Origin of the sequence: Aeromicrobium erythreum (genome assembly GCF_001509405.1) — a bacterium.
GTDB lineage: Bacteria > Actinomycetota > Actinomycetes > Propionibacteriales > Nocardioidaceae > Aeromicrobium > Aeromicrobium erythreum.
Map to the genome: position 1 here is coordinate 46019 of NZ_CP011502.1, position 23590 is coordinate 69608.

At 72.6% G+C, this 23590-nt stretch carries 24 protein-coding genes; 14 read left to right on the plus strand and 10 right to left on the minus strand.

The features are described from left to right. The 3 genes from Aeryth_RS00235 to Aeryth_RS00245 all read left to right on the plus strand — a co-directional run bounded on the left by Aeryth_RS00235 (position 1) and on the right by Aeryth_RS00245 (position 2628). Positions 1–849: a rhomboid family intramembrane serine protease gene (locus Aeryth_RS00235; protein ID WP_067853061.1), complete on the plus strand. Its 849-nt coding sequence runs from the start codon at positions 1–3 to the stop codon at positions 847–849. 203 nt (positions 850–1052) lie between these two features. Then, on the plus strand, positions 1053–1868 hold the full coding sequence (locus Aeryth_RS00240; protein WP_067853064.1) for an SDR family oxidoreductase: 816 nt from the start codon (positions 1053–1055) through the stop codon (positions 1866–1868). Position 1869: 1 nt separating this feature from the next. After that, a complete protein-coding gene (locus tag Aeryth_RS00245) occupies positions 1870–2628 on the plus strand; it encodes an SDR family oxidoreductase (RefSeq protein ID WP_083516146.1) in 759 nt (252 codons plus the stop codon). Positions 2629–2673: 45 nt separating this feature from the next. Here the strand turns inward: Aeryth_RS00245 and Aeryth_RS00250 are convergent, their stop codons facing one another. After that, on the minus strand, positions 2674–3588 hold the full coding sequence (locus Aeryth_RS00250) for an NAD-dependent epimerase/dehydratase family protein (RefSeq protein WP_067853067.1): 915 nt from the start codon (positions 3586–3588) through the stop codon (positions 2674–2676). Between the two features lie 131 nt (positions 3589–3719). On the opposite strand from Aeryth_RS00250, the gene Aeryth_RS00255 reads away from it, so the two are divergent. Then, complete coding sequence (locus tag Aeryth_RS00255) at positions 3720–4415, plus strand: TetR/AcrR family transcriptional regulator (RefSeq protein ID WP_067853069.1); 696 nt, start codon at positions 3720–3722, stop codon at positions 4413–4415. Between the two features lie 75 nt (positions 4416–4490). On the opposite strand, the gene metX is transcribed toward Aeryth_RS00255, so the two are convergent. Continuing rightward, positions 4491–5606: a homoserine O-acetyltransferase MetX gene (gene metX / locus Aeryth_RS00260; RefSeq protein ID WP_067853072.1), complete on the minus strand. Its 1116-nt coding sequence runs from the start codon at positions 5604–5606 to the stop codon at positions 4491–4493. Beyond that, a complete protein-coding gene (locus Aeryth_RS00265) occupies positions 5603–6892 on the minus strand; it encodes a bifunctional o-acetylhomoserine/o-acetylserine sulfhydrylase (protein WP_067853075.1) in 1290 nt (429 codons plus the stop codon). The genes metX and Aeryth_RS00265 overlap by 4 nt, the downstream gene beginning before the upstream one ends. Positions 6893–7016: 124 nt before the next feature. Here Aeryth_RS00265 and Aeryth_RS00270 point away from each other — a divergent pair, with 124 nt between their 5' ends. Next, complete coding sequence (locus Aeryth_RS00270; RefSeq protein ID WP_067853078.1) at positions 7017–7469, plus strand: GNAT family N-acetyltransferase; 453 nt, start codon at positions 7017–7019, stop codon at positions 7467–7469. A 607-nt stretch (positions 7470–8076) separates the two neighbouring features. On the opposite strand, the gene Aeryth_RS00275 is transcribed toward Aeryth_RS00270, so the two are convergent. Next, positions 8077–9396 carry an ATP-dependent 6-phosphofructokinase gene (locus Aeryth_RS00275; RefSeq protein ID WP_067853081.1) on the minus strand — a complete coding sequence of 440 codons (1320 nt, stop codon included), beginning with the start codon at positions 9394–9396 and terminating at the stop codon, positions 8077–8079. Positions 9397–9522: 126 nt separating this feature from the next. Between Aeryth_RS00275 and Aeryth_RS00280 the strand changes: the two genes are divergently transcribed. From Aeryth_RS00280 to Aeryth_RS00290, 3 genes are all read left to right on the plus strand, one after another. Further along, on the plus strand, positions 9523–10176 hold the full coding sequence (locus Aeryth_RS00280) for an SIMPL domain-containing protein (RefSeq protein ID WP_083516148.1): 654 nt from the start codon (positions 9523–9525) through the stop codon (positions 10174–10176). Between the two features lie 48 nt (positions 10177–10224). After that, complete coding sequence (locus tag Aeryth_RS00285; RefSeq protein WP_067853085.1) at positions 10225–11514, plus strand: alpha/beta hydrolase; 1290 nt, start codon at positions 10225–10227, stop codon at positions 11512–11514. A 118-nt stretch (positions 11515–11632) separates the two neighbouring features. Further along, the gene (locus Aeryth_RS00290) at positions 11633–11848 is read left to right on the plus strand and encodes a hypothetical protein (RefSeq protein ID WP_067853088.1); all 216 of its coding nucleotides are present in this window, start codon (positions 11633–11635) and stop codon (positions 11846–11848) included. 31 nt (positions 11849–11879) lie between these two features. Here Aeryth_RS00290 and Aeryth_RS00295 read toward each other — a convergent pair whose 3' ends face one another. After that, a complete protein-coding gene (locus Aeryth_RS00295; RefSeq protein WP_158509154.1) occupies positions 11880–12485 on the minus strand; it encodes a class F sortase in 606 nt (201 codons plus the stop codon). Beyond that, entirely contained in the window at positions 12472–13497 is a 1026-nt protein-coding gene (locus Aeryth_RS00300) for a hypothetical protein (RefSeq protein WP_067853093.1), read from the minus strand. Before Aeryth_RS00300 ends, Aeryth_RS00295 begins: the two co-directional genes overlap by 14 nt. 101 nt (positions 13498–13598) lie before the next feature. On the opposite strand from Aeryth_RS00300, the gene Aeryth_RS00305 reads away from it, so the two are divergent. Beyond that, complete coding sequence (locus Aeryth_RS00305) at positions 13599–13964, plus strand: hypothetical protein (protein WP_067853097.1); 366 nt, start codon at positions 13599–13601, stop codon at positions 13962–13964. Positions 13965–13994: 30 nt separating this feature from the next. Here Aeryth_RS00305 and Aeryth_RS00310 read toward each other — a convergent pair whose 3' ends face one another. Together Aeryth_RS00310 and Aeryth_RS00315 are read right to left on the minus strand one after the other, a co-directional pair. Further along, positions 13995–14396, minus strand: coding sequence for a VOC family protein (locus tag Aeryth_RS00310; protein ID WP_067853100.1), 402 nt, complete (start codon positions 14394–14396; stop codon positions 13995–13997). Positions 14397–14435: 39 nt separating this feature from the next. Further along, positions 14436–16211: a DUF3352 domain-containing protein gene (locus Aeryth_RS00315; protein WP_067853102.1), complete on the minus strand. Its 1776-nt coding sequence runs from the start codon at positions 16209–16211 to the stop codon at positions 14436–14438. A 157-nt stretch (positions 16212–16368) separates the two neighbouring features. On the opposite strand from Aeryth_RS00315, the gene Aeryth_RS00320 reads away from it, so the two are divergent. Both Aeryth_RS00320 and Aeryth_RS00325 read left to right on the plus strand, forming a co-directional pair. After that, positions 16369–16965, plus strand: a complete 597-nt coding sequence (locus Aeryth_RS00320) for a TetR/AcrR family transcriptional regulator (RefSeq protein WP_236749779.1) — start codon at positions 16369–16371, stop codon at positions 16963–16965. Between the two features lies 1 nt (position 16966). Then, a complete protein-coding gene (locus Aeryth_RS00325) occupies positions 16967–17776 on the plus strand; it encodes a TIGR03084 family metal-binding protein (protein WP_067853105.1) in 810 nt (269 codons plus the stop codon). A 22-nt stretch (positions 17777–17798) separates the two neighbouring features. On the opposite strand, the gene Aeryth_RS00330 is transcribed toward Aeryth_RS00325, so the two are convergent. Further along, positions 17799–18134: a hypothetical protein gene (locus tag Aeryth_RS00330; protein ID WP_067853107.1), complete on the minus strand. Its 336-nt coding sequence runs from the start codon at positions 18132–18134 to the stop codon at positions 17799–17801. Between the two features lie 230 nt (positions 18135–18364). Beyond that, positions 18365–18895: a putative immunity protein gene (locus Aeryth_RS00335; protein ID WP_067853109.1), complete on the minus strand. Its 531-nt coding sequence runs from the start codon at positions 18893–18895 to the stop codon at positions 18365–18367. A gap of 88 nt (positions 18896–18983) precedes the next feature. On the opposite strand from Aeryth_RS00335, the gene Aeryth_RS00340 reads away from it, so the two are divergent. The 3 genes from Aeryth_RS00340 to Aeryth_RS00350 are packed head-to-tail and all read left to right on the plus strand — an operon-like array spanning position 18984 to position 23510. Then, the gene (locus Aeryth_RS00340) at positions 18984–20732 is read left to right on the plus strand and encodes an acyclic terpene utilization AtuA family protein (protein WP_236749780.1); all 1749 of its coding nucleotides are present in this window, start codon (positions 18984–18986) and stop codon (positions 20730–20732) included. Then, positions 20729–21910: an acyl-CoA dehydrogenase family protein gene (locus Aeryth_RS00345; protein WP_144433610.1), complete on the plus strand. Its 1182-nt coding sequence runs from the start codon at positions 20729–20731 to the stop codon at positions 21908–21910. The genes Aeryth_RS00340 and Aeryth_RS00345 overlap by 4 nt, the downstream gene beginning before the upstream one ends. A gap of 10 nt (positions 21911–21920) precedes the next feature. Continuing rightward, a complete protein-coding gene (locus Aeryth_RS00350; RefSeq protein WP_417863925.1) occupies positions 21921–23510 on the plus strand; it encodes an acyl-CoA carboxylase subunit beta in 1590 nt (529 codons plus the stop codon). The last annotated feature ends 80 nt before the right edge of the window (positions 23511–23590 follow it).

The following is a 23590-nucleotide window of genomic DNA, read 5'->3' on the forward strand; positions in this document are numbered from 1 at the left end:
ATGACCGGAACGGCACCGGGGTCGCGCCCCGACGGCGCGCCCCGGTGCTACCGCCACCCGGACCGCGAGGCGCTCATCAGCTGCCAGCGGTGCGAGCGCCCCATCTGCACGCAGGACATGAACGAGGCGTCCGTCGGCTTCCAGTGCCCGGAGTGCGTCAACCGCGGCGCGAAGTCGGTGCGCCTGCCACGCACGGTCGCCGGCGGTGCGCTGCAGACCCGCGAGGGTGCGGTCTCGCTGGTGATCATCGGGATCAACGTCGTCGTGTACGTCCTACAGCTGCTCACCGGCGACCTGCGCAGCCCGCTGTACCAGCAGGGCGCGATGTTCCCGGTCGGCGTGGCCGACGGTCAGTGGTGGCGGCTGCTCACGTCGGCGTTCCTGCACCTCGGGACGCTGCACATCCTCTTCAACATGTACGCGCTCTACCTGTTCGGCCCGCTCGTCGAGCGGAAGTTGGGCACGGTGCGCTTCATCGCCGCCTACCTCACCACCGCCGTGGTCTCCGGCGTCTTCGTCATGTGGCTGTCGGCGCCGTTCAGCGGGACGGCGGGCGCGTCGGGTGCGGTGTTCGGCCTGTTCGGCATGGCGCTGCTGTTCATGCTCCGGGCACGCGAGGACGTGCGCGGCCTGCTCGCGCTGCTGGCGGTCAACGTGGCCATCGGCTTCCTCGGCCCGATCAGCTGGCAGGGCCACCTCGGCGGCTTCGTGGCCGGCGTGCTGCTGGGCGCGGTGTTCGCCTACGGGCCGCGGACGCGCCGCACGCTCGTGCAGGTGGCGGCCTTCGCCCTCGTGTGGGCGGCCGTGGTGGTCGCGGTGCTGGTGCGCTCCCAGCAGCTGCTGGGCTGAGTGCGCTGAATCACACGTCTGTCGTTCTCCCCAGCATTGCCCACAGCTGTGAACAACACACGTGTAACTCGCGCACAGGCGTGTCCACACCTGTGAACAACACGGGTGTAACTCGTGCACAGGGCCGTCCACACCTGTGCACCGTGGGGGCCCGGCGGGCCGGGTCGTGGACGACGAGTTTCGGATACCGTTAGTATCTGAGCATGTCGATCTTCGTCCCGGGCACGCGCGTGCTCGTCACCGGCGCGGCCTCCGGGCTGGGCCTCGCCCTCGTCACCCAGCTGGCCGAGCAGGGGTGTCGCGTGCTCGCCACCGACGTCCACGCCGAGGTCCCGGAGGTGCTGCAGGCGCTCGCGGCCGCCCACCCCGAGGTGTCCTACCGGACCCTCGACGTGACGTCCGACGTCGACTGGAGCACCGTGCGAGACCACGTCGTCGAGACGTGGGACGGGCTCGACGTGCTCTTCAACAACGCGGGCGTCGCGGCGGGTGGCCGGATCGAGCTGTCGGAGATGGACCAGTGGCAGTGGATCGTCGACATCAACCTGCTCGGCGTCGTGCGCGGCTGCCGCACGTTCGTCCCGCTGCTGAAGCAGCAGGGTCGGGGCACGATCGTCAACACCGCGTCGGCGGCCGGGCTCATCCACCCGCCGCGCATGAGCGAGTACAACTCCGTCAAGGCCGGCGTCGTCGCGCTCAGCGAGACCCTGTTCCACGAGCTCAAGCCCTCGGGCATCCAGGTCAGCGTCGTCTGCCCCACCTTCTTCAAGACCAATCTGACCTCCTCGCTGCGCGGCAAGGACGAGTCGGCGCAGAAGTCGGCGGCCAAGCTCATCGACGGCTCCAAGCGCACCGCGGCCGACATCGCCGCCATCGTCATCGCCGAGGTCGAGAAGGGCCGGCACATCGTCCTGACCGACCGCGAGGGCAAGCTGGCCTACGCCGCCAAGCGGTTCCTGCGGCCGCTGTACTACCGCGAGATGGCCAAGGCGGCCGTGCGCATGGGCCGGAGGGACTGACGTGCGCACGAACGTGCTCATCACCGGTGCCAGCTCGGGACTCGGCGCCGAGATGGCTCGCCAGCTGGCGGCACAGGGTCACTCCCTGGCGCTGACCGCGCGGCGCGTCGACCGGCTCGAGGCCCTCGCCGCGGAGATCGCGGCGGCGCACCCCGACGTCCAGGTGGTCGTGCACGCGCTCGACGTGAACGACCACGAGCAGGTCTTCGACGTCTTCGCCCGGGCCATCCAGGACCTCGGCGGGCTCGACCGCGTCGTCGTCAACGCCGGGCTCGGCAAGGGCGGACGCATCGGCACCGGCGCGTTCGCTGCGAACCGCGAGACCGTCGAGACCAACGTCGTCGCGGCGATGGCGCAGTGCGAGGCCGCCATGGCGCACTTCTACGAGCGCAAGGCCGGCCACCTCGTCGTCATCTCCTCGATGTCGGCCATGCGCGGCATGCCCGGCTCGATGACGGCGTACGCCGCGACCAAGGCAGCGGTCGCCCACCTCGCGGAGGGCATCCGGATGGACCTCGTCGGTCGCCGCGGGCTCGACATCGCCGTGACGACGCTGTTCCCGGGCTACATCGCCTCGGAGATGAACGAGCAGGTCGAGCAGGAGCAGCGACTCATGGTCGACACCCCCACGGGGGTGCGCTCGATGGTGAAGGCCATCCAGAAGGAGGTCGACACCGCCGCCACGCCCGGCTGGCCGTGGGGCCCCCTCGGCCAGGTCCTGCGGTACGCGCCGCGCGGCGTGGTCCGCAAGCTCGTCTGACCCTGACGCTCGTCCCGTCGTGGACCGCCATCGCCCCCTCGGTGCTCAGGGACGGGCGACGGTGCTCCGCGACGCCGGGTCGACGACGGCTGCGGCGGCGACGTCGAGGGGAGTGGCCGGCATGATCGTCGCGCCCTCGTCGACGAGCAGCGGCTCGGTGAAGAGGTAGGACATCTCGGCCATCGCCCGGACGTCGGCGTTGACGACGCCGACGGCTCGCAGCGCCCAGGCCGGCACGGCCCGCACGCGGACGTCGTCGCGGCCGGCGGCGCGGGCGTAGGCCAGTGCCAGCTCGTGCTGCGACGCGTGCACGACCGGTGCGAGCACGACGTCGGGCCCTGCGGTGGCGTCGGCCGCCGCGACCATGGCGGCGGCGAGGTCGGGCAGGTAGGTCCAGGCGTGCGGGAGGTCGACGCGGCCGAGCGGGCGCACCGTCCGGCCCGACGCCGCGGGCCCGACCATCCGGTCGCCGCCGTGCGCCATCGCCGCGCCGGGGCCGTAGAAGTCGGAGGCCACGACGCTCGTGGTGCGCGCCGTCGACGCAGCTCGACGTTCCAGCAGGGTGGCGCGGATGCGGCCGAGGGCGGAGCGCGGCGCGACCCTGAGGTCGGTGCCGAGCGGCGCGTTGGTGTCGAACGCGTAGACGCTCTCCGGGTAGACCACGTGCACGCCGTGGCGCTCCGCGGCGGCCAGCACGGCCCGCTCCAGCGGGGGCAGCTCCCGTCCCCAGACGTCGGGACGGTAGGCCGACGCGTGCACGCAGAGGTGCACGACGTCGACGTCGGCGAAGGCGCGGTCGAGCGCGGAGGCGTCGGTGGCGTCGAGGCGGGTGCGGGTGACGAGCGGGTGCTCGGGACCCGACCCGGACCGGGTGGCGACGGTGACCGCCTCGCCGCGCTCGGCGAGGAGGGTGGCGACGTGCGGGCCGATCTGACCAGCGCCGATGACCAAGATACTCATGGTGACTCCTGACGTTGAGAGAGCACTGCTCTCTGGTGGTTGTGCGTCCAGGGTGCGCGCGTACCGCCGCGCTGTCAAGAGCACTGTTCTCTGTATCGACATGTCGATGTCGTGGACGGTAGGGTGGCACCGTGCCCACGCCCCGTCAGGTCGCCCGCGAGCAGACCCTGCGCGACATCGTCCGCATCGGCCGAGAGCAGCTCGCGACCACGACGCCGGCGGAGCTGTCGCTGCGAGCCGTCGCGCGGGAGCTCGGCCTGGTGTCGTCGGCCGTGTACCGGTACGTCAAGGACCGTGACGCGCTGCTGACCCTCCTGATCGTCGACGCGTACGACGAGCTGGGCGCCGAGGTCGAGGCGGCGGTGGCGGCGTCGTCACGGCGTACCTCCGTCCGTCGCCTGCAGGCCGCGGCCCAGGCCATGCGGTCGTGGGCGCTGCGCGAGCCGTCGCGGTTCGCGCTGCTGCACGGCACGCCCGTGCCGGGCTACGCGGCACCCCCGGACGCGACGGTCGAACCGGGCACCAGGGTCGTCGTCGCGCTGCTCACGGTGCTGGAGGACGCACACCGACGGGGCGACCTGCGCGAGGTCGACGGGTCGCTGCCGCGCAGCCTGCGCACCGACCTCGAGCGGATCCGCACCGAGTACGCGCTGGCGCTGCCCGTGACGAACCTCGCCCGCGCGCTCGGCCTCTGGTCGGCCCTCGTCGGCGCCGTGGCCTTCGAGGTGTTCGGCCAGTACGGGCCCGACACCCTGCACGACCCCGCCGCGTTCCTCGACGTCCACGTCGCGACCCTCGCCGGCACGGTCGGCCTCCCCACACCCTGATCACCCCCCACGATTCGTCACGTCATCGCCCACTTCTCGCCCCGAGAGGGGCGATGACGTACCGAATCGTGGGGACTACTCGGCGAGGGCGCGTCGGGCGAGGGCGCCGACCTGCTCCTGCTCGACGAGGAACCCGTCGTGCCCGTGCACCGAGTGCACGACGTCGAGCCCGTCCGCACCCGGCACCAGGTCGGCCAGCTCCCGCTGCTGGTGCAGCGGGTAGAGGCGGTCGGAGTCGATCCCCGCGACGACCGTCCGTGCCGTCACACGGCCGAGCGCCGCGGCGACCCCGCCACGGCCGCGCCCGACGTCGTGGGAGTCCATCGCCCGCGTCAGGGCCAGGTAGGAGCCGGCGTCGAAGCGGCGGGTGAGCTTCGTGCCATGGTGCTCCAGGTACGACGCGACGCTGAACCGACCGTCGGGCTCGCGCTCGCGGCCGAAGCGCTGCTGGAGCTCGGGCTCGCTGCGGTACGCCACGTGCGCCACCCGTCGCGCGAGGTCGAGCCCGTTCGTCGGGCCGCGACGCTCGGCGTAGTAGTCGCCGCCGTGGAAGTGCGGGTCGGTCGTGATCGCCGCCTGCTGCACCGACGACAGGGCGAGCTGCTCGGCCGACGCCTGCGCCGACGTCGCCAGCAGGAACAACCGCTCCACCCGCGACGGGTGCCCGACCGCCCACTCCAGACCGCGCATGCCGCCGGCCGAGCCGCCCACGACGGCGTACCAGCGCTCGATGCCCAGGGCGTCGGCCAGCAGCACCTCCGCGGCGACCTGGTCGCGGACCGTCAGGTCGGGGAAGCGGCTGCCCCACGGGCGACCGTCCGGGGCGAGCGAGGCGGGACCCGTCGATCCCTGGCAGCCGCCCAGGATGTTGGCGCAGACCACGAGGAAGCGGTCGGTGTCGATCGGCAGGCCGGGACCGACGAGCGTGTCCCACCAGCCCGGGCTGGCGTGCCCCGGTCCGGTCGGGCCGACCACGTGGCTGTCGCCCGTCAGCGCGTGCAGCACCAGCACCGCGTCGCGGCCCGGCGTCCCCCACGTCTCGTAGGCGAGGCGGACGCCGGGCAGCACCGACCCGCTCTCGAGCGCGACGTCGCCGACGTCGGCGAAGCGTCGGGAACCGACAGGATCTCCCTCCCGCCACGCGCCGGTGACGGAAGGGAGATCCTGGCTGGTCAGGTGCGGTGAGGTCACTTGGCCGCGCGCAGTCCCGCCTCGAGGTCGGCGAGGATGTCGTCGATGCCCTCCAGGCCCACCGCGAGGCGCACCAGACCGGGGGTGACGCCGGTGGCGGCGTGCTCCTCGGGCGTGCCCTGCGAGTGCGTCGTGCTGGCCGGGTGGATGGCCAGTGACCGCACGTCACCGATGTTCGCGACGTGGCTGAACAGCTCGAGCGCGTCGATGAACCGTCGGCCGGCGTCGATCCCACCGGGCAGCTCGAAGGTCAGGACGGCGCCGGCGCCCCGCGGGACGTACTTGTCGGCGAGCTCCTTGTAGGGGTTGCCCTCGAGCGACGCCCACGTCACCGTCGCGACGTCGTCGCGGGCCGACAGCCACTCCGCGACCTGGCGGGTGTTCTCGACGTGACGCTCCACGCGCAGGCTGAGCGTCTCGAGGCCCTGCGCGATGAGGAACGCGTTGAACGGTGCGATGGCCGGGCCGACGTTGCGCAGGTACTGCACGCGCAGCTTGGCGATGAAGGCCGCCGGCCCGAGCGCCTCCGCGAACACGAGCCCGTGGTAGCTGGCGTCGGGCTGGGTGAAGCCGGGGTACTTGTCGCCGTGGGCGCCGTAGTCGAAGGTCCCGCCGTCGATGACGACCCCGGCGATGGCCGTGCCGTGCCCACCGATGTACTTCGTGGCCGAGTGGATGACCGTGTCGACACCGTGCTTGAGCGGGTTGAGCAGGTAGGGCGTCGCCACGGTGTTGTCGACGAGGAACGGCACACCCACCTCCTTCGCCACGGTCGAGATGGCCTCCAGGTCGAGCACGTCGCCCTTCGGGTTGCCGATGGTCTCGCCGAAGAACGCCTTGGTGTTCTCCTGCACCGCGGCGCGCCAGGCGTCGGGGTTGTTGTTGTCCTCGACGAACGTCACCTGGATACCGAGCTTCGGGAACGTGTGGCGCAGCAGCGAGTCGGTGCCGCCGTAGAGGCTGGCCGACGCGACGATGTGGTCGCCGGCCTCGGCGACGTTGGTCAGCGCGCCGGTCGTGGCCGCCTGGCCCGACGCGAACAGCAGCGCGCCGACACCGCCCTCGAGCTCGGCCAGCCGCTGCTCGACGGTGTCCTGCGTCGGGTTCATGATGCGTGTGTAGATGTTGCCCGGCTCCGCCAGGCTGAACAGGTCGGCGGCGTGCTGGGTGTCGCGGAACTGGTACGACGTCGTCTGGTAGATCGGCAGCGCGCGGGCACCGGTGGTCGGGTCGGGCGTCTGGCCGGCGTGGATCTGCTTGGTCTCGAACGACCACTGGTCACTCATGGTGTCTCCTCAGCTGTCGCGGCGGGTGTCGCGAGCGGGGTGTCGCGGGGTGGGTCTCCACCGTGGCACGGGGTCCGGGGACCGAGAAGACGTCTCAGGATCCGGGACGTGCGAGGATCGACGGATGGATCTGCGACCGGCCGCCGAGGGTGACGAGGGCCTGCTGGCCTCGATCGAGCAGGCCGCGAACACCGACGCGCTCGCGCACGTGTTCGCCCCGCCGTACCCCTGGGCCGCCGTCCGCGACCGCTGGGCCGAGCGCGTCGCGGCGACCAGCGTCGCGGCCTTCGTCGTGGTGGTCGACGGGGTGGGAGTCGGGTACCTCGCCCACGACAGGACGACGCTCCTGCACCTCGGCGTCGTCGCCCGCCACCGCGGGACGGGACTCGCCGACGCCGTCCTCGCGCAGGTCCCCGCGCACGTCGAGCGGCTCTGGGTGCTCGAGGAGAACGTCCGCGCCCGCCGGTTCTACGAGCGGCACGGCTGGCGCCCCGACGGTCGCACCGGCACCAGCGAGTACCCACCCCACCCCGTCGAGCTCGGCTACACCCGCCGCCCCCGCCCGCCGGTCGAGTAGCGGAACCCTCCGCTGGTCGAGTGCCTCCACGAGCGCCAGCGGGGGGAGGCGTATCGAGACCACTCCAAGGTTTCGCTGGGGGCTGGCCCTCGCTGAACCGTTGCCGAGTGGTCTCGATACGCAGGGACCTCGCAAGCTCGTCCCTGCTACTCGACCAGCGAAACCTTTCGCTGGTCGAGTGCCTCCACGAGCGCCAGCGAGGGGAGGCGTATCGAGACCACTCCAAGGTTTCGCTGGGGGCTGGCCCGCGCTGAACCGTTGCCGAGTGGTCTCGATACGCAGGGACCTCGCAAGCTCGTCCCTGCTACTCGACCAGCGGAACGCGCCGCTGGTCGAGTGCCTCCACGAGCGCCAGCGAGGGGAGGTGTATCGAGACCACTCCAGGCCGTCGCTGGGAGCCGGTTCGCGCTGGGCCGTTGCCGGGTGGTCTCGATACGCACCGACGAGCTCGCTGGCGCTCGCCGTCGCTGCTACTCGACCAGCGGAACGCGCCGCTGGTCGAGTGCCTCCACGAGCGCCAGCGAGGGGAGGTGTATCGAGACCACTCCAAGCCGTCGCTGGGGGTCGGGTCGCGCTGAGCCGTTGCCGGGTGGTCGCGCTGGGGTGGTCAGCGCATGTCGAAGGGCTGGGCGGTCGACTCGAGGACGCTGAGCCAGAGGTCGCCGTCGGGGGAGACGTGGTGGGGGCGGTGGGTCACGTAGCTGATCGGCACGTGCACGAACCGGTGGCGGCGGCGTCCGACGACCATGTCGGTGCGGCCGGCCATGGCCGCGTGCACGGCGGTCTGCGCGAGGCGCGAGCAGTACACCGAGTCCGACGGCTCCGCCGGCACCGAGCGGATGAAGTAGCCGGGGTCGAAGTAGCGGAACAGCACCTCCTCGCCGCGCGACGTGAAGTCGTCGGTGATCCGCTCGCGCAGCAGGCGACCGATGTCGGCCAGGCGGGCGTTGCCGGACGCGTCGGTGGCGCCGTCGTGCGGCAGGTGCTCCTGACCGGCACCCTCGGCCACCACCAGGACGGCGTGACCCTGCGCGGCGACCTTGCGCCGGACGTGCTCCAGCAGGCCGTTGTCGCCGTCGAGCGCGAACGGCACCTCGGGGATGAGGACGAAGTCGGCGTCGTGGCCGGCCAGGGCGGAGTAGCAGGCGATGAACCCGGCGTGGCGACCCATCACCTTGACCAGCCCGACGCCGTTCAGCGACGCCTCGGCCTCGATCTTGGCGGCCTTGATCGACTGCGCCGCCCGCGAGTAGGCCGTCTGGAAGCCGAAGCTCTGCCCGATGTGCGGGATGTCGTTGTCGATCGTCTTCGGCACCCCGACGACGGCGATGTCGGCGCCCCGTGCGGTCGCCTCCTCGGCGATGCGGTGGGCGCCGCGCATCGACCCGTCGCCGCCGATGACGAAGAGGATGTCGATGCCGCGGGCCTGCAGGGTGTCGACGACGACGCCGACGTCCTGCGCGCCGCGGGAGGAGCCGAGCACGGTGCCGCCGCGCTCGTGGATGTTGGCGACGAAGTCGGGGGTCAGCGCGACCGGCTCGAGCCCGAGACCCGGCACCAGCCCGGCGTACCCGTTGCGGAACCCGACGACGTCGCGCACGCCGTAGTGCTCGTGCAGCTCCATAACGATCGCCCGGATGACGTCGTTCAGGCCGGGGCACAGGCCACCGCAGGTCACGACGCCGACCCGCACGGAGCCGGGGTCGAAGAACAGGCGGGCACGGGGACCGCCGGTCTCGAAGGTCGGCAGCTCCTCCAGCGGCAGCCCGCGACGCTGGATCAGCTCGACGGTGTCGTCGAACAGCACGCGGTCGTCCTCGCCCACGTAGTACTCGTTGGTCGCGCGGCCGCCGACGTAGTGCGACAGAGGTGAGGGCACCGTGCACGGACCGAGGGAGCGGACCTGGAGGTCGGCGAGCGTCACCATGTCCTCATCCTAGGGTGAGGGATCCCTCAGGTGCGGGGTCCTCGACGAGCCGCTCGCAGGCCGGTCGACCGCATCCGGTTGGGGCGAAAGTCCGCGCGCGTCGGCGATCGTGGGGAGAATGTCCGGATGGGAGTGCAGATCACCGTGCGCGGCGTGGCCGAGGCGCGTCATCCGGCCGAGCGCGCCCTCGTGCGGCTCGAGGCCGTCGTGGAGGGGACCGACCGGGCCGACGTCCGCGACCGGGCGGCGGCGCTGCAGGAGCCGCTCGCGGGACACCTGCGCGACCTCGCCGCCCTGGGCGCGGTCGACACGTGGTCCAGCGACCAGGTGACGGTCCACGGCAGCCGCCCCTGGGTCGGTGACCGACGGTCGGAGGAGGTCGTGCACACGGCCTCGGTGCAGCTGCGGGCCGAGTTCGTCGACTTCGAGCGCATGAACGGCTTCCTCGACCACTGGGCCGGCGTGGCCGGGGTGGAGGTGCTGCCGATCGAGTGGGACCTCGGCGTCCGCAGCCGACGGGTGCTGGAGGCGGAAGTCCGCAAGGCCGCCGTCGACGACGCGGTGACCAAGGCGCAGACGTACGCCGACGCCGTGCGCCGTGGTCGGGTGGTGGCGCTGCAGCTCGCCGACCCGGGCATGCTCGACGGTCGCGGCGACGCGGTGGTCGTCGGTGCGGTGACGCACCGACTGGACGCCGGCGCCGACCGTTCGGGACTCGCCCTGGTGCCGGAGGACGTCGTGGTCCGGGTCGAGGTCGACGCGCGCTTCCAGGCCGACTGACCTGCTCACGGCCGCCTGACCTGCGCATACCGGGAGTATGGTGACGGTATGTCCGTGCGTTCCGTCCTGCGTCGTCTGAGGGCGCTGCTCCCCGGCGTCGGCTCCGACAGCGACGCCAGTACCGCCGCCCCGGTGCGTCCGCGACCCCGCGTCGCCGTCGTGACGCAGCGGGCCCGCCAGGGGCTGCCGCTGCGGCACCGACCCATGCGGGTGGTCTACGACGAGGCCGTGGTGCACGAGGACGTCAGCCTCAAGAGCCGGGTCCTTGGTCGCACCACCCGGCTGGTCTTCAAGCCGCTGCTGCGCCTCGCGCCGCTCAACGACCGGACCCTCACGACGCTGCGCTCCCTCGACAAGCTCTCGGCCCGCGGTCCGCGGTCGCGCTTCGTCGAGCCGGTCTCCTTCGAGCTCGACGGCGTGCACGTGGAGTCGATGACGCACCGCTACGGCCCGACCAGCGAGATGACGCTGCTCTACCTGCACGGCGGTGGGTTCTTCTCCTGCGGCATCGAGACGCACCGCCGGATCTGCGAGCGGCTCGCCCTCTACACGGGCGCGACGGTGATCTCCGTCGAGTACGTGCAGCTGCCCGAGGGCTCGGTGGCGGACTCGGTCGACGACGCCATCCGCGCCTACGCGGCGCTCGTGGAGATGAGCGACCAGCCCGACAAGATCGTCGTGGCGGGCGACTCCGCGGGCGGCTACCTGACCATGAAGATCGCCGAGCTGGCGAACCGCCGGGGGCTGCCCGCGCCGGCCGCCCTGCTGACCTTCTCGCCGCTGCTGAGCCTCGACCCCGACCGCATCGACAAGGAGGGCGTGGCACGCGTGGCCCGGGTGCGCGACGCCTACCTGCCGATCGGGCGCGTCGCGGTGATCCGCGAGCGCTGGCTGCCCGAGGGCTCGGCCATCGAGGGTGAGGTCTCGCCGCTCGACGCGGCCGACCACATCACGTCGCCGACGTTCTTCGTCGCGGTGGAGGACGAGATGCTGCGGCCCGAGGTGGAGGCGATGGCGCTGTTGCTGTCCGAGCGCGGCGTGACCGTCGAGACGCACCTCTGGCGGGGCCAGGTGCACGCCTTCCCGGTGCTCGCCGACACGCTGCCCGAGAGCCGTCAGGCGCTGCGGCTCGCCGCCGACTTCGCCCGCCGGTCGGTGGGTGAGGAGTCGGTGACCTCCACCGAGGCCGACCCGCGGCGACACGACGACCCGACGCACGAGGAGCCCGTGGTCGGCGAGGTCGTGCCTGAGGAGCCCGCGACCCGCACCGACGACGCAGTGCTCGACGGCGAGCTGGTCGGCGAGGGACGCCGCCGCTGGTTCTTCGGCGCGGGCTGAGCCCGGCTCAGCCGCGCGGTCGTCGTTCTCTCCGCATCGGCAGTTCGGCCCATTCCTGGGACGCGGGTCGTCAGGTGCGCTTGGCTGGGCGTGCGGACACCGACGGGAGGCACGAGACATGGTGAGCAGCTCGCTCGCACGGCACCATCCTGACAGCGCCTACGCCGCCGGGCTGATCGGGTTCGCGCTCCTGTGGGTCAACCCGTTCCTCAGCGCGCTCGTGCTCGCGCTCACCCTCCTGGGCTTCCGCCGCGCACACCGGACCGTCCGGCTCGTCGCGAAGGTCCTGCTCGTGGTGATGGTCGTGCGGGGGGTCGCCGCCCTCGTCGGCTGACCGACGGCGACCCGGACGAGGTCCGACGGGCTCAGGACCGGACGGGGGTCGCCACGACCACGACGGTCGAGCGGAAGTCGCTGCCGTCGTAGTCGCCGCACGTCATGAGGACGAGGCTGGTCGGGCCCGACGTGCGGTACACGGCCTGCGCGATGCGGCGGAACTGCTCGACGGGCACCGTGCGCACTGCGCGGACGACGAACGCCGCGCGCTCGCCGTCGCGCCGCCCGTCGACGCTGACGCGGTCGCCCGCGGCGAGCTCGCCGAGCCGGTCGAAGACGGCCGCGCCGCGTGAGGCGGTGTGTCCGACGATCGCTGCGCTACCGGGGCCGTCGACCTGCGCTCCGTCGCGCCACCAGCCCGTGACGTCGAGCCGCTCGGGCACCTCCTGGGCGCCGTCGTCGCCCGTGCCGAGCCCGACCACCGGGGCGTCGACGTCGATGGACGGGATGCGCACCCGTGCCGGGGTGAAGCCGCTCGGCTGGTCCGACGGCGCCCGGGAGGCGGACGGCGACGTCGCTGCGGCAGCCGGGCGCTGCTCGACGTCCTCGCCGCGGGTCAGCAGGAACGCGACGACCGCCGCCACGCCCACGAGGAGCGCGGCGGCGGCCAGGAGGCGTGGATCAGCGCGACGCACGGCCGCGCGCGGCGCCGGCGGCCACACCGAGGACGACCAGGAGGCCGACCGGCAGCCAGGCCGGGGTGCCGTCGTGCTCGGCGACCGTCACGCCGGCAGCCGGGGCGTTGTTCGGGAACGGCCAGGCGCTTCCGCCGGCGCCCACGGCACCGCCGTCGCAGCCGGTCTGGGGGACCTCGAAGCCGAGAGTCTGCAGCTCCGGGTCCTCCTCGTCGCCAGCGATGCCGACGGCCAGCAGGGCGGCGCGCGGGGTCTTCACGGTGCGCTGCTGGCCGGGCGCCAGCGTGAGCTGGCCGTCGGCGCGCTCGGCGAAGCCGTCGCCGTAGAGGAACTCGATCGGTCTGCCGGCGATGTTGCGCACCGTGAAGCTGCAGGGCGCGGTGCTCACCGTGAACAGCTCGCTCTCGCAGTCCTCGCCGCTCGGGACGTCCCAGGTGGTGACGGCGCCGTCGGCCACGGTGACGTCGGCGCGCGGCTCGGCGACGATCGTGACATCGAGGAACCCGCCGGACGTCAGCGCCGAGGCTCGGTAGGTGCCGGCCTCGATGGGCTCGGTGTTCTCGGTGTCGCCGAAGTAGGCGAGCCCGTAATCGAAGGAGTCCGAGCGCGGCACGACGACGGTGCAGCCCTGGACGACGACGGGCGGCGGCGTGACGCCGTCGGGCTCGTCCTGCGCGGTGACCGTGATCGTCGTGGCCGACGTGGTGCCGGTGGAGTCGGTGGTCTCCAAGCCGAACGTGAGCGACTCACCGGCCTCCGGACCGGCGACGCGCTGCGTGCCGGACGGGTCGAGCGTGCCCGACCAGCCGGTGCCCGTGGCGGTCACGGTGGGCGTCTCGGTGCTGGTGACGTCCCAGACGACGTCGAGCTCCTCACCGGGCTGCAGCGTCAGGTCGGTCGAGGAGCCGTTGACGGTGAACTCCTGGATCACCGGCGCGGCGGACGCCGGGGCGGCGAGACCGACGAGGCACAGCAGAGGTGCCAGGAGGAGGGACAGGACGAGTCGGCGCATGGGTCGGCTCACTTCGATCGGGGGACGGTGAGGCCATCCGATCACATCGGCGCGATTCTTGGCCAATTCTTCAGGAAGATCCTGCTGGCAGGATGACGCCCGTGCGCCCCCGTCCGCTCCAGGCCGTCATCGTGCTGCTGCCCCTGGTGGCCCTCGCGCGCGGCATCGACCTGCTGAGCCTGGTGCTGCTGCTCGGGGTGGCGGCGTGGTTCGGGGTCCGCCGCGACGCGAGCTGGACCGATGCCGTGGGTCGCGCGATCGACCTGTCGCTGGCCGGCCTCGTCGGTGTCGCGGTGGTGCTCGGCACCGTCACGCTCCTGCCGCGCGCGGTGCACGAAGGGGTCACCGTCATGTTGGTCGGTGCGTGGGTCGTGGCGGTCGTGGTCACGGCCGGCCTGGCCCTCACGACCGTGGACCAGCCGCGGTGGCGCCCCCTGCTGCGCCGGGCGCTCGACGCCCGCACCTAGCCCACCCGCGGGCGCGGAGGCCGGGCTGCGTCAGGCCGTCTCGCCGGCGAGCTCCTCGGGGGAGCGCAGGACGCAGAACTCGTTGCCCTCGGGGTCGGCCAGCACGACCCAGCCCGACCCCGGGCCGTGGATGCCGCGCCGGTCGGCGACCTGCGTGGCGCCGGCCGCGACCAGCCGAGCCACCTCGGCGTCGCGGGTGCCAGTCCGGGGGCGCAGGTCGAGGTGCAGGCGGTTCTTCACCGTCTTGGTCTCGGGCACCTCGATGAACAGCAGCTGGTGGCCGGTCTCGGGGTCGAGGATCATGCACTCCTCGTGGCCGGGCTCGTTGGGGTCGTCGGCGACGTCGACGTAGCCGAGCACCAGCTTCCAGAACTCGCTGAGCTCGTACGCGTCGGAGCAGTCGACGGAGGTGTGGGAGACGAACGACGTCATGCCGTCATTCCTCCCACACCTCCACCCGGGTGTCGAGGACTACTGCTTCCGCTCGGTGAACGCGACCGACGCCGAGAACCCGGTGTAGCCGTCCTGCGGGCTCGTGCTGCTGAAGCCGACGGCCGCGATGTTGCGCAGGCTGGTGAACACGTCGTCCTGCTCGACAGCGGGCTCGGCCTTGGCGACGGCGTCGAGGATCGCGCCGACGTCGACGAAGAGGCCGCCGGCCTCGCCGTCGCCGTCGATCACCGAGGAGAAGAGGTCGGTGCCGGCGAGGTCGCCGTCCTCGACGAGCTCCTTCGCGACCTTCGGCGAGGTCGCGATCGAGTCCGCGTCGTCGCCCGTCGACGTGGCGAGCTCGACGCCGGCCAGACGCTGCAGCGACGCCGTGAGGCGGTCGGCGAGGTCGGCAGCCTTCGCCTCGTCGCCCTCCGTCACGAGACCCACGGCCACGTCGGCCGGGTCGGCAGGACCCTGCGGTCCGGCGATGTCCTCGAGGCCCTCGCGACCCACGTAGACCGAGAAGGCGTCGCCGAGGAGCGTCACGAGGTCGTCGGGCAGCGTGACGTCGAGGGTCTTCTCGATCTCCTCGAGCGTCGCGTCGACGTCGGCGCTGCTCGCCGACGGCGGGGCCGTCTGCTGCTGCAGCTGGGCGAGGTACTCCTCCTCGTAGCCCTCGGGATCGGCCGCGTACGCCTCGGCGTCGAACTCCGGCTGCGGACTGGGCGAGCCGAGACCGGGCACCGTGAAGAAGTCCCGCAGGCTGAGCAGGTCGCCCAGGCTGGTCTTGATCTCGTCCCAGTTCTCCTCGACGGCCTTGCCGCCGCCAGGGACGGTCAGCCCGACCACGGTGTCCTCGGGCAGGGCGCCGAGGCCGCGGACCTGCGGCAGCTTCGTCGGCTTGTCGCCCTCGTGGGCGACGGCGTCGAGGGTGAGCGACGTCGACGAGGCGGAGAGCGCGAACGCCAGGCTGCTGGTCTCGTCGGCGAGCGTCTCCAGCTGGGCGGCGTCCGGGCCGAGCACGTCGTCGATGCCGGCCTTCTTGATCGCCGCGAGACCGTCCTTGACGTCGACCCACCCGGACAGGACGCCCTGCTCGTCGAGCGCGTCCTGGTCGCGTGCGAAGTCGGCGTCGTCGGCGAGCGACTCCGACGACGCGGCCTTCACCGCAGCGTCGGCGCTCTTCTGGGTGGGCGTCACGATGGCGTAGCCGTCGAGGAAGCCGATGCCGAACTCCTCGCCGCTGCACCCGAAGAGCTTGCCGATGCCGGCCTTCGCGGCCGTCTCGTCCGTGACCTGCACGGCGATCCGCAGCGACTCCTCCTCGTCCTGCAGGTTCGGGCCGACGCCCAGGCCGACGCGCTCGCCGAGCCACGGCTCGACGTCCTTGGCGTAGTCGACGTCGTCACAGCCCTTCAGCGCGTCCTCCAGCACGATCTTGCGCAGGTCGTCGCCCTCGTCCTTGATGCCGAGCTCCTGCGACAGCTCGGGCACGCGGCGTGCGAGCCGGAAGAGGTCGATCTTCTGGCTGGCCGACGGGTCGAGGTCGAGCCGGACGTAGGCGATGGTGTCGGCCGGGAGCACGTTGTGGGGCTGGGTGCCGCCGCCGGACAGCTGGGTCCAGGCGTAGGCGCCTCCGCCGACGGCAGCCACGGCGACGACCGCGCCGATGCCGAGCGCGATCTTCTTGCCGTTCCCGCCGCCGGCGGCCGACGCGGCCTCGGGTGCGGCGGGCTGCTCGACGGTGGCGTCAGGGGTCGCCGGTCCGTCGGGTGCGGGCGGGGGCGGGGGGCTGGTGGGCGTCTCGTCGCTCATGGGTCCTCCGAAGAATGGGTGCGTCGCAGCGTACCGATCCTCGACCCCGCTGCGAATCAGAAGTGGGCAGGACGTACGAGACGTGTGCCACGTGGGGCGACCGCCGAACTAACCGTCAGACTTGCCTGTTTGTGCGACCTGCGCCCATGATGCTCTCGTGACGACGACCCGGACGCCGCAGGCCGAGCGCACCGCGGCCATGCGGCTGCGGCTCATGGAGGCGACCGTCGAGTGCCTCGTGGAGCTCGGCTGGTCGGGCACGTCGACCACGGTCGTCTCGCAGCGCGCCGGGGTGAGCCGCGGCGCCCAGCTCCACCACTTCCCGAGCAAGCAGGCGCTGGTCGTCGGGGCGGTGGAGCACCTCACCGAGCGTCGACGGCACGCGATGGCCGACACGGTGCGCACGCTGCCCGACGTCGGGCGCACGCGCGCGGTGCTCGACGTGCTGGCCGAGCAGTTCACGTCGCCCGTCTTCTTCGCCGCGCTCGAGCTGTGGGTGGCCGCCCGCACCGACCCCGACCTGCGCGAGGCCGTCGCACCGCTCGAGCGTCGCGTGGGTCGGGAGACGCACGCGTACGCCCTCGAGCTGCTCGACGTCGACGAGCAGCGAGGCCGCAACCGCGAGCTCGTCCAGGCCACGCTCGACCTGCTGCGCGGGCTCGGCCTCGCCGGCACCCTCACCGACGACAGCCGACGCCGGGCCGCCGTGCTCGACGCGTGGGCCGTCACCCTCGACACCGGACTGGAGCGCTGACATGTCATCCACGAGCCCACGGGAACGCCTCGAGCAGGTGCTCGCCGACCTCGCCGCCGAGGGGGACCAGCTCGACGGCTGGGTCGCCGACCTGCCGATCCAGGAGTGGGGTGCCGTCACGACACCCGAGGGCTGGACCGTCGCCCACCAGGTCGGCCACCTCGCCTGGACCGACGAGACGTCGCTCGCGGCGGTCACCGACGCGGAGGCGTTCGGCGCGCTGCTGAAGGAGGCGGCGCAGGACCCGACGGGGTACGTCGACACCGCGGCCGACACGTGGGCCGCGAAGCCCGTGCCGATGCTCCTCGACGCCTGGCGCGCCGGTCGCGACGCCCTCGCCGACGCGCTGCGCGCCGTGCCGGACGGGGAGCGCGTCCCGTGGTTCGGTCCGCCGATGAGCCCGACGTCGATGGCGTCGGCCCGGTTCATGGAGACGTGGGCGCACGCGCACGACGTCGCCGAGACGTTCGGCATCGAGGTGCCCCGGACCGACCGCGTCCGGCACGTCTGCCACCTCGGCGTCCGCACCCGCGGCTTCGCCTACGTGATGCGCGGCGAGGAGCCGCCGACGAGCGAGGTGCGGGTCGAGCTCGCGGCGCCGTCGGGCGAGACGTGGACGTGGGGCGAGGAGGGCGCGGAGCAGCGGGTCACGGGCGACGCGTGGGACTTCGCCCTGCTCGCGACGCGTCGACGTCACCGCGACGACGTCGACGTCCGGGCCGACGGCGCGGACGCCGACCACTGGCTCGACGTCGCGCAGGCCTTCGCCGGACTCCCCGGTGCCGACCCGAAGCGGCTCTCGGAGCGCTGAGGCCCGAGCGCAGGCGCCTGCGTCACTCCTGCGACCGTGGTCGCGGCGTGCCCGGCACGACGGTGCGGGGGCTCGGTGCCGCCGCCGGGTGCCGTCGCAGCTGCGGGGTGCGGGTGCGGATCGGGCGAGGTCGCACGAACGACGCCTCCATCCAGTGGGCTCGCTCGTCGCCGGTCCTCGGGTCCCAGAAGTCGCAGAGGATCAGCTTTCCCGACCGGTGCGTGGCCCACGCCGGCACGGTCTCCTTCATCGGCCCGTCGTCGTGCTGCCACAGGCAGCCCACCCACACGGGACGCGGCTGCGGGAGCGGCACGCCGCCCGTGGTGGGCGCCGGCTGCTCGTTGACCAGGCTGCTCATGACTGGTCGCCGCCGCCTGTGCGGGCGGCCTGGTCGATCGACGGGCCACTGGTCATGTGAGGTGTCATCGGTGGCTCCCTGCTCCGAGGAGGGCGCAACGGTCCCGGTGCCGCTGCAGTTCGTCCCACCCTGCGCGCGTCGAGGCGAGGTCAGACGGGCCCGACCGAGAACTCAGTAGCCGCGAGGAGGAGAACGCGTAGCGCGGACCGCTCGCACGTGGATGCGGCAGGTCAGCGCGCGTCGCTGCCGCGCACTGCCGTGTCCAGGACGACGAGCAGCTCCTCCAGCCGGGTGCGACCGCGCCGAGGCCGGGGGTAACGGCGCAGCACCGCGGGCACAGGAGGCGCGGCGCGCTCGGCCAGTGTGGCCCGCACGACCCCGACGTCCTCGCCGCGTAGCTCGGCGACTCGTGCCACGCAGGCTGCCGACCGCAGGACGTGCCCGACCTGGGTCGCCTGGGCGAGCGGGTGCAGGTAGGCCGCGCCCGCCGCGTCCGCGCAGGCCAGTGCAGCGAGACGGGCCACCTCGTCGGGTGCGTCCCGGGCGGCCCGGTGGGCGGCGAAGGCGGTCGTGCGCTGACGGTTCGAGCGCGCGGCACCGTCGGCGAAGGCCCGCGCGGCGTCGAGCGCCTCTCGCGGACGCGCGTCGTCGTCGACGGCCGACTCGAAGACGGGCAGGACGTCGGCAGCGCAGGCAGCCGCGAACCGCACCACGGCGCGCAGCTCCTCGACGGTGAGGTCGAGACCGGGCGGTGTGGGCATGCCCTCATGGTGCCGGGTAGTCGGCGGACCGTCCAAGAACAAACAAGCAGGCTTGACTGTTTGTAACGTCCGGTGCGATGCTGCCGAGGTGACCGTCCGCATCGGCAACTGCTCCGGCTACTACGGCGACCGGCCTACCGCGTTCCGGGAGATGCTGGAGGGCGGCGAGCTCGACTACCTCACCGGCGACTACCTGGCCGAGCTGACCATGCTCATCCTCGGCAAGGACCGGATGAAGGACCCCGAGGCCGGCTACGCGAAGACCTTCCTGCGCCAGCTGCAGGACGGACTCGCGCTCGCCCGCGAGAAGGGCGTGAAGGTCGTCGCCAACGCCGGCGGCCTCAACCCGGCCGGCCTCGCCGCACGCATCCGCGAGCTGGCGCAGGAGCAGGGGATCGACGTGCAGGTCGCGCACGTGGAGGGTGACGACCTGCTGCCGCGGGCGGCCGAGCTCGGCCTGAGCGACGTCGGCGGAGGCAGCCTGCTCACCGCCAACGCCTACCTCGGGGCGTTCGGCATCGCCGCAGCGCTCGACGCCGGCGCCGACGTCGTCGTCACCGGCCGTGTCACCGACGCCTCGGTCGTCATGGGTCCGGCCATCCACGCGCACGGCTGGGGCCGCGACGACCTCGACGCGCTCGCCGGCGCCCTGGTCGCCGGCCACGTGATCGAGTGCGGCACGCAGGCCACCGGCGGCAACTTCAGCGGCTTCCGCGACCTCGACACCTGGCGTCCGCTCGGCTTCCCCGTCGCGGAGGTCGACGCCGACGGCAGCAGCGTCATCACCAAGCACGCGAGCACCGGCACGACGGAGACCGGCGGAGCCGTCACCGTCGACACCGTCACCGCACAGCTGCTCTACGAGGTGCAGGGTCCGGCCTACCTCAACCCCGACGTCGTCGCGCACCTCGACACCCTCGCCCTGACGCAGGAGGGCCCCGACCGGGTCCGCATCAGCGGCGTCCGCGGCACGCCGCCGCCCGCCACCACGAAGGTCTGCCTCAACCTGCTCGGCGGGTTCCGCAACGGCGTCGACCTGCTCCTCACCGGCCTCGACATCGAGGCGAAGGCCGCGTGGGTGCGTCGGGAGGTGGAGGCGGCGCTGCAGGACGACCCGCCGGACGAGCTCGTGTGGACCCTCGACCGCACCGACGTCTACGACCCGCCCACCCAGGCCTCGGCCACGTCCTACCTGCGGTGCGCCGCCAAGAGCAGCCGGCCCGAGCCGGTCGGCCGCGCGTTCAGCGACGCGTTCGTCAACGTCGCGCTCGCGTCGTACCCGGGCTTCACGCTCACCGCCCCGCCCGGGCGCGGCACGCCGTACGGCGTGTACCGCCCGGCGTACGTGCCGCAGTCGGAGGTCCCGCACGTCGTCGTGCACGCCGACGGCCGACGTGAGGACGTGGCCCCACCCGCCACGACCGCCGACGTCGCGGTGGAGCCGGCTGACGTGACCGCCGCTCCCGACCTCGGCGCGAGCCAGCCCCGGCCGCTCGGCGAGCTCGTGCACGCGCGCTCCGGCGACAAGGGCGGCGACGCGAACGTCGGGCTCTGGATCCCCGCCGACCACCCGCGCCGCGCCGACGCCGTCGCGTGGCTCGTCGGCATCGTCAACGCCGGCTGGGTGCAGGGGATGCTGCCCGAGGCCGCCGACCTCGACGTCGACGTGCACCCGCTGCCGAACCTCGGCGGCGTCAACGTCGTCGTCCACGGCCTGCTGGGAGAGGGCGTGTCGTCGTCGACCCGGCTCGACCCGCAGGCCAAGGCGGTCGGTGAGTGGCTGCGCGCCCGCGTGACCGCAGTGCCCACCCGACTCCTCGAAGGACGACGCCCGTGACCACCTCCCACAGCGACCTGTTCGCGACCCCCGAGCGGCAGGCCCTGCGCACCGCCGTCGAGCAGTTCACCACCCGCGAGATCGTGCCGCACCTGCCGCAGTGGGAGGACGACGGCCAGCTCCCGCGCGAGCTGCACGCGGCCACCGCGAAGGCCGGCTTCCTCGCCGTCGGGTACCCCGAGGAGGTCGGCGGTGCCGGCGGCGACGCCGTCGACGCGTGCGTCGTCACCGAGGCGATGCTCGCGGCCGGCGGCTCCACCGGTCTGCAGGCCAGCCTGTTCACGCACTCCATCGCCCTGCCGCACATCATCGACGCGGCGTCGTCGGGCGCCGGTGGCTCGCGGCTCGTCGACCTGTACGTCCGGCCGACGCTGGCGGGGGAGAAGATCGGCTCGCTCGGCGTCACCGAGCCCAGCGGCGGCTCTGACGTCGCGAACATCCGCACCCGCGCGGTGCGCGACGGCGACCACTACGTCGTCAACGGCGCGAAGACGTTCATCACCTCGGGCGTGCGGGCCGACTTCGTCACGACCGCCGTCCGCACCGGCGGGGACGGTCACGCCGGGATCTCGCTGCTCGTCATCGACAAGGACACGCCCGGTTTCACGGTGAGCAGGAGCCTGCGCAAGATGGGCTGGCACTGCTCCGACACCGCTGAGCTCGCCTTCGACGACGTCCGCGTGCCCGTCGAGAACCTCGTCGGCGAGGAGAACGGCGGCTTCTACCTCGTCATGCAGCAGTTCGTCGGCGAGCGGCTCGGGCTGGCCGTGCAGGCGTACGGCACCGCCCAGCGGGCACTCGACCTCGCCGTGGCGTACGCCCGCGAGCGCGACACGTTCGGCAAGCCGCTCATCGCGCGCCAGGTGATCCGCCACAAGCTCGTCGAGATGCACGCCCGCACGTCGGCCGCGCGGGCCCTGACCCGGCAGGCGCTGGTCCGCTCGCTGGAGACGCCCAAGACCGACCCGTCGCTCATCCTCGACGCCGTCACCGCCAAGAACGTCGCCGTCGCCGCCGTCGAGCACGTGGTGCACGAGGCCGTGCAGGTCTTCGGCGGCATGGGCTACATGCGCGAGTCCGAGATCGACCGCCACTACCGCGACGCCCGCATCCTCGGCATCGGCGGCGGCGCCACCGAGGTGATGAAGGACCTGTCCGCGAAGCTGCTGGGCTACTGAGAGGCATGCCGTGAAGACCACCATCGACCCGACGTCGGCCGCCTACGCCGACAACCGCGCCCAGATGCTGGAGCGCGTCGCCGACCTCGCCGAGCAGCACGCGAAGGCGCTCGCCGGGGGAGGGGAGAAGTACGTCGCGCGGCACCACGCGCGCGGCAAGCTGACCGCCCGCGAGCGCATCGAGCTGCTCGTCGACCCCGACACCCCGTTCCTCGAGCTCGGCGCGCTCGCCGGCTGGGGCACCGACTTCACCGTCGGCGGCTCGATCATCACCGGCATCGGCGTCGTCGAGGGCGTCGAGTGCATGATCGTCGCCAACGACCCCACGGTGAAGGGTGGCTCGTCGAACCCGGTCACCGTCAAGAAGGGCTTCCGCGCCGCGCAGGTGGCCGAGGAGAACGGCCTCCCGACGATCAACCTCGTCGAGTCCGGCGGCGCCGACCTGCCCACGCAGAAGGACATCTTCATCCCGGGTGGCGCGAGCTTTCGCAACATCACCCGCGCCAGCGAGGACCGACGTCCGACCGTCGCGCTCGTCTTCGGCAACTCCACCGCCGGCGGCGCGTACATCCCCGGCATGAGCGACTACGTGATCATGGTCGACGGTGGCGCCAAGGTGTTCCTCGGTGGACCGCCGCTCGTGAAGATGGCCACCGGCGAGGAGTCCGACGACGAGTCGCTCGGCGGTGCGTCGATGCACGCGAAGACGTCGGGCCTGGCCGACTACCTCGCCGTCGACGAGCACGACGCGATCCGGCTCGGCCGCCAGGTCGTGCGCCGGCTCAACTGGCGCAAGAAGGGCGCGACCCCGCGCGCCGACTACGCCGAGCCGGTCCTCGACGGCGAGGACCTGCTCGGCATCGTCCCCACCGACCTGAAGATCCCCTTCGACCCGCGCGAGGTCATCGCCCGGCTCGTCGACGGCAGCGAGTTCGACGAGTTCAAGCCGCTCTACGGCTCGAGCCTCGTCACCGGCTACGCGCAGCTGCACGGCTACCCGATCGGCATCCTCGCGAACGCGCAAGGGGTGCTGTTCAGCGCCGAGGCGCAGAAGGCCGCGCAGTTCATCCAGCTGGCCAACCAGACCGACACGCCCCTGCTGTTCCTGCACAACACGACCGGCTACATGGTCGGTGCGGAGTATGAGCAGGGCGGCATCATCAAGCACGGCGCCCAGATGATCAACGCCGTCTCCAACTCCAAGGTCCCGCACCTGTCGGTCGTCATGGGCGCCTCCTACGGCGCCGGGCACTACGGCATGAGCGGACGCGCCTACGACCCGCGCTTCATGTTCAGCTGGGTCGGTGCGAAGTCGGCCGTGATGGGCCCCGCGCAGCTCGCGGGCGTCATGGAGATCGTCGCCCGCCAGTCGGCGGAGTCGAAGGGACAGCCGTTCGACGCCGAGGGCTTCCGGGGCGTCAAGGACTACGTCGAGCAGCAGATCGAGGAGCAGTCGCTCGCCTACTTCACGTCGGGCATGGGCTACGACGACGGCGTCATCGACCCCCGCGACACCCGCGCGATCCTCGGCATCTGCCTGTCGGCCATCCACACCGCCCCCGTCGAGGGCGCCCGCGGCTACGGGGTGTTCCGCCTGTGACGCGCGCACGCCGCTGGTCGAGTGCCTCCACGAGCGCCAGCGAGGGGAGGCGTATCGAGACCACCCCGAGCCGACGCTGG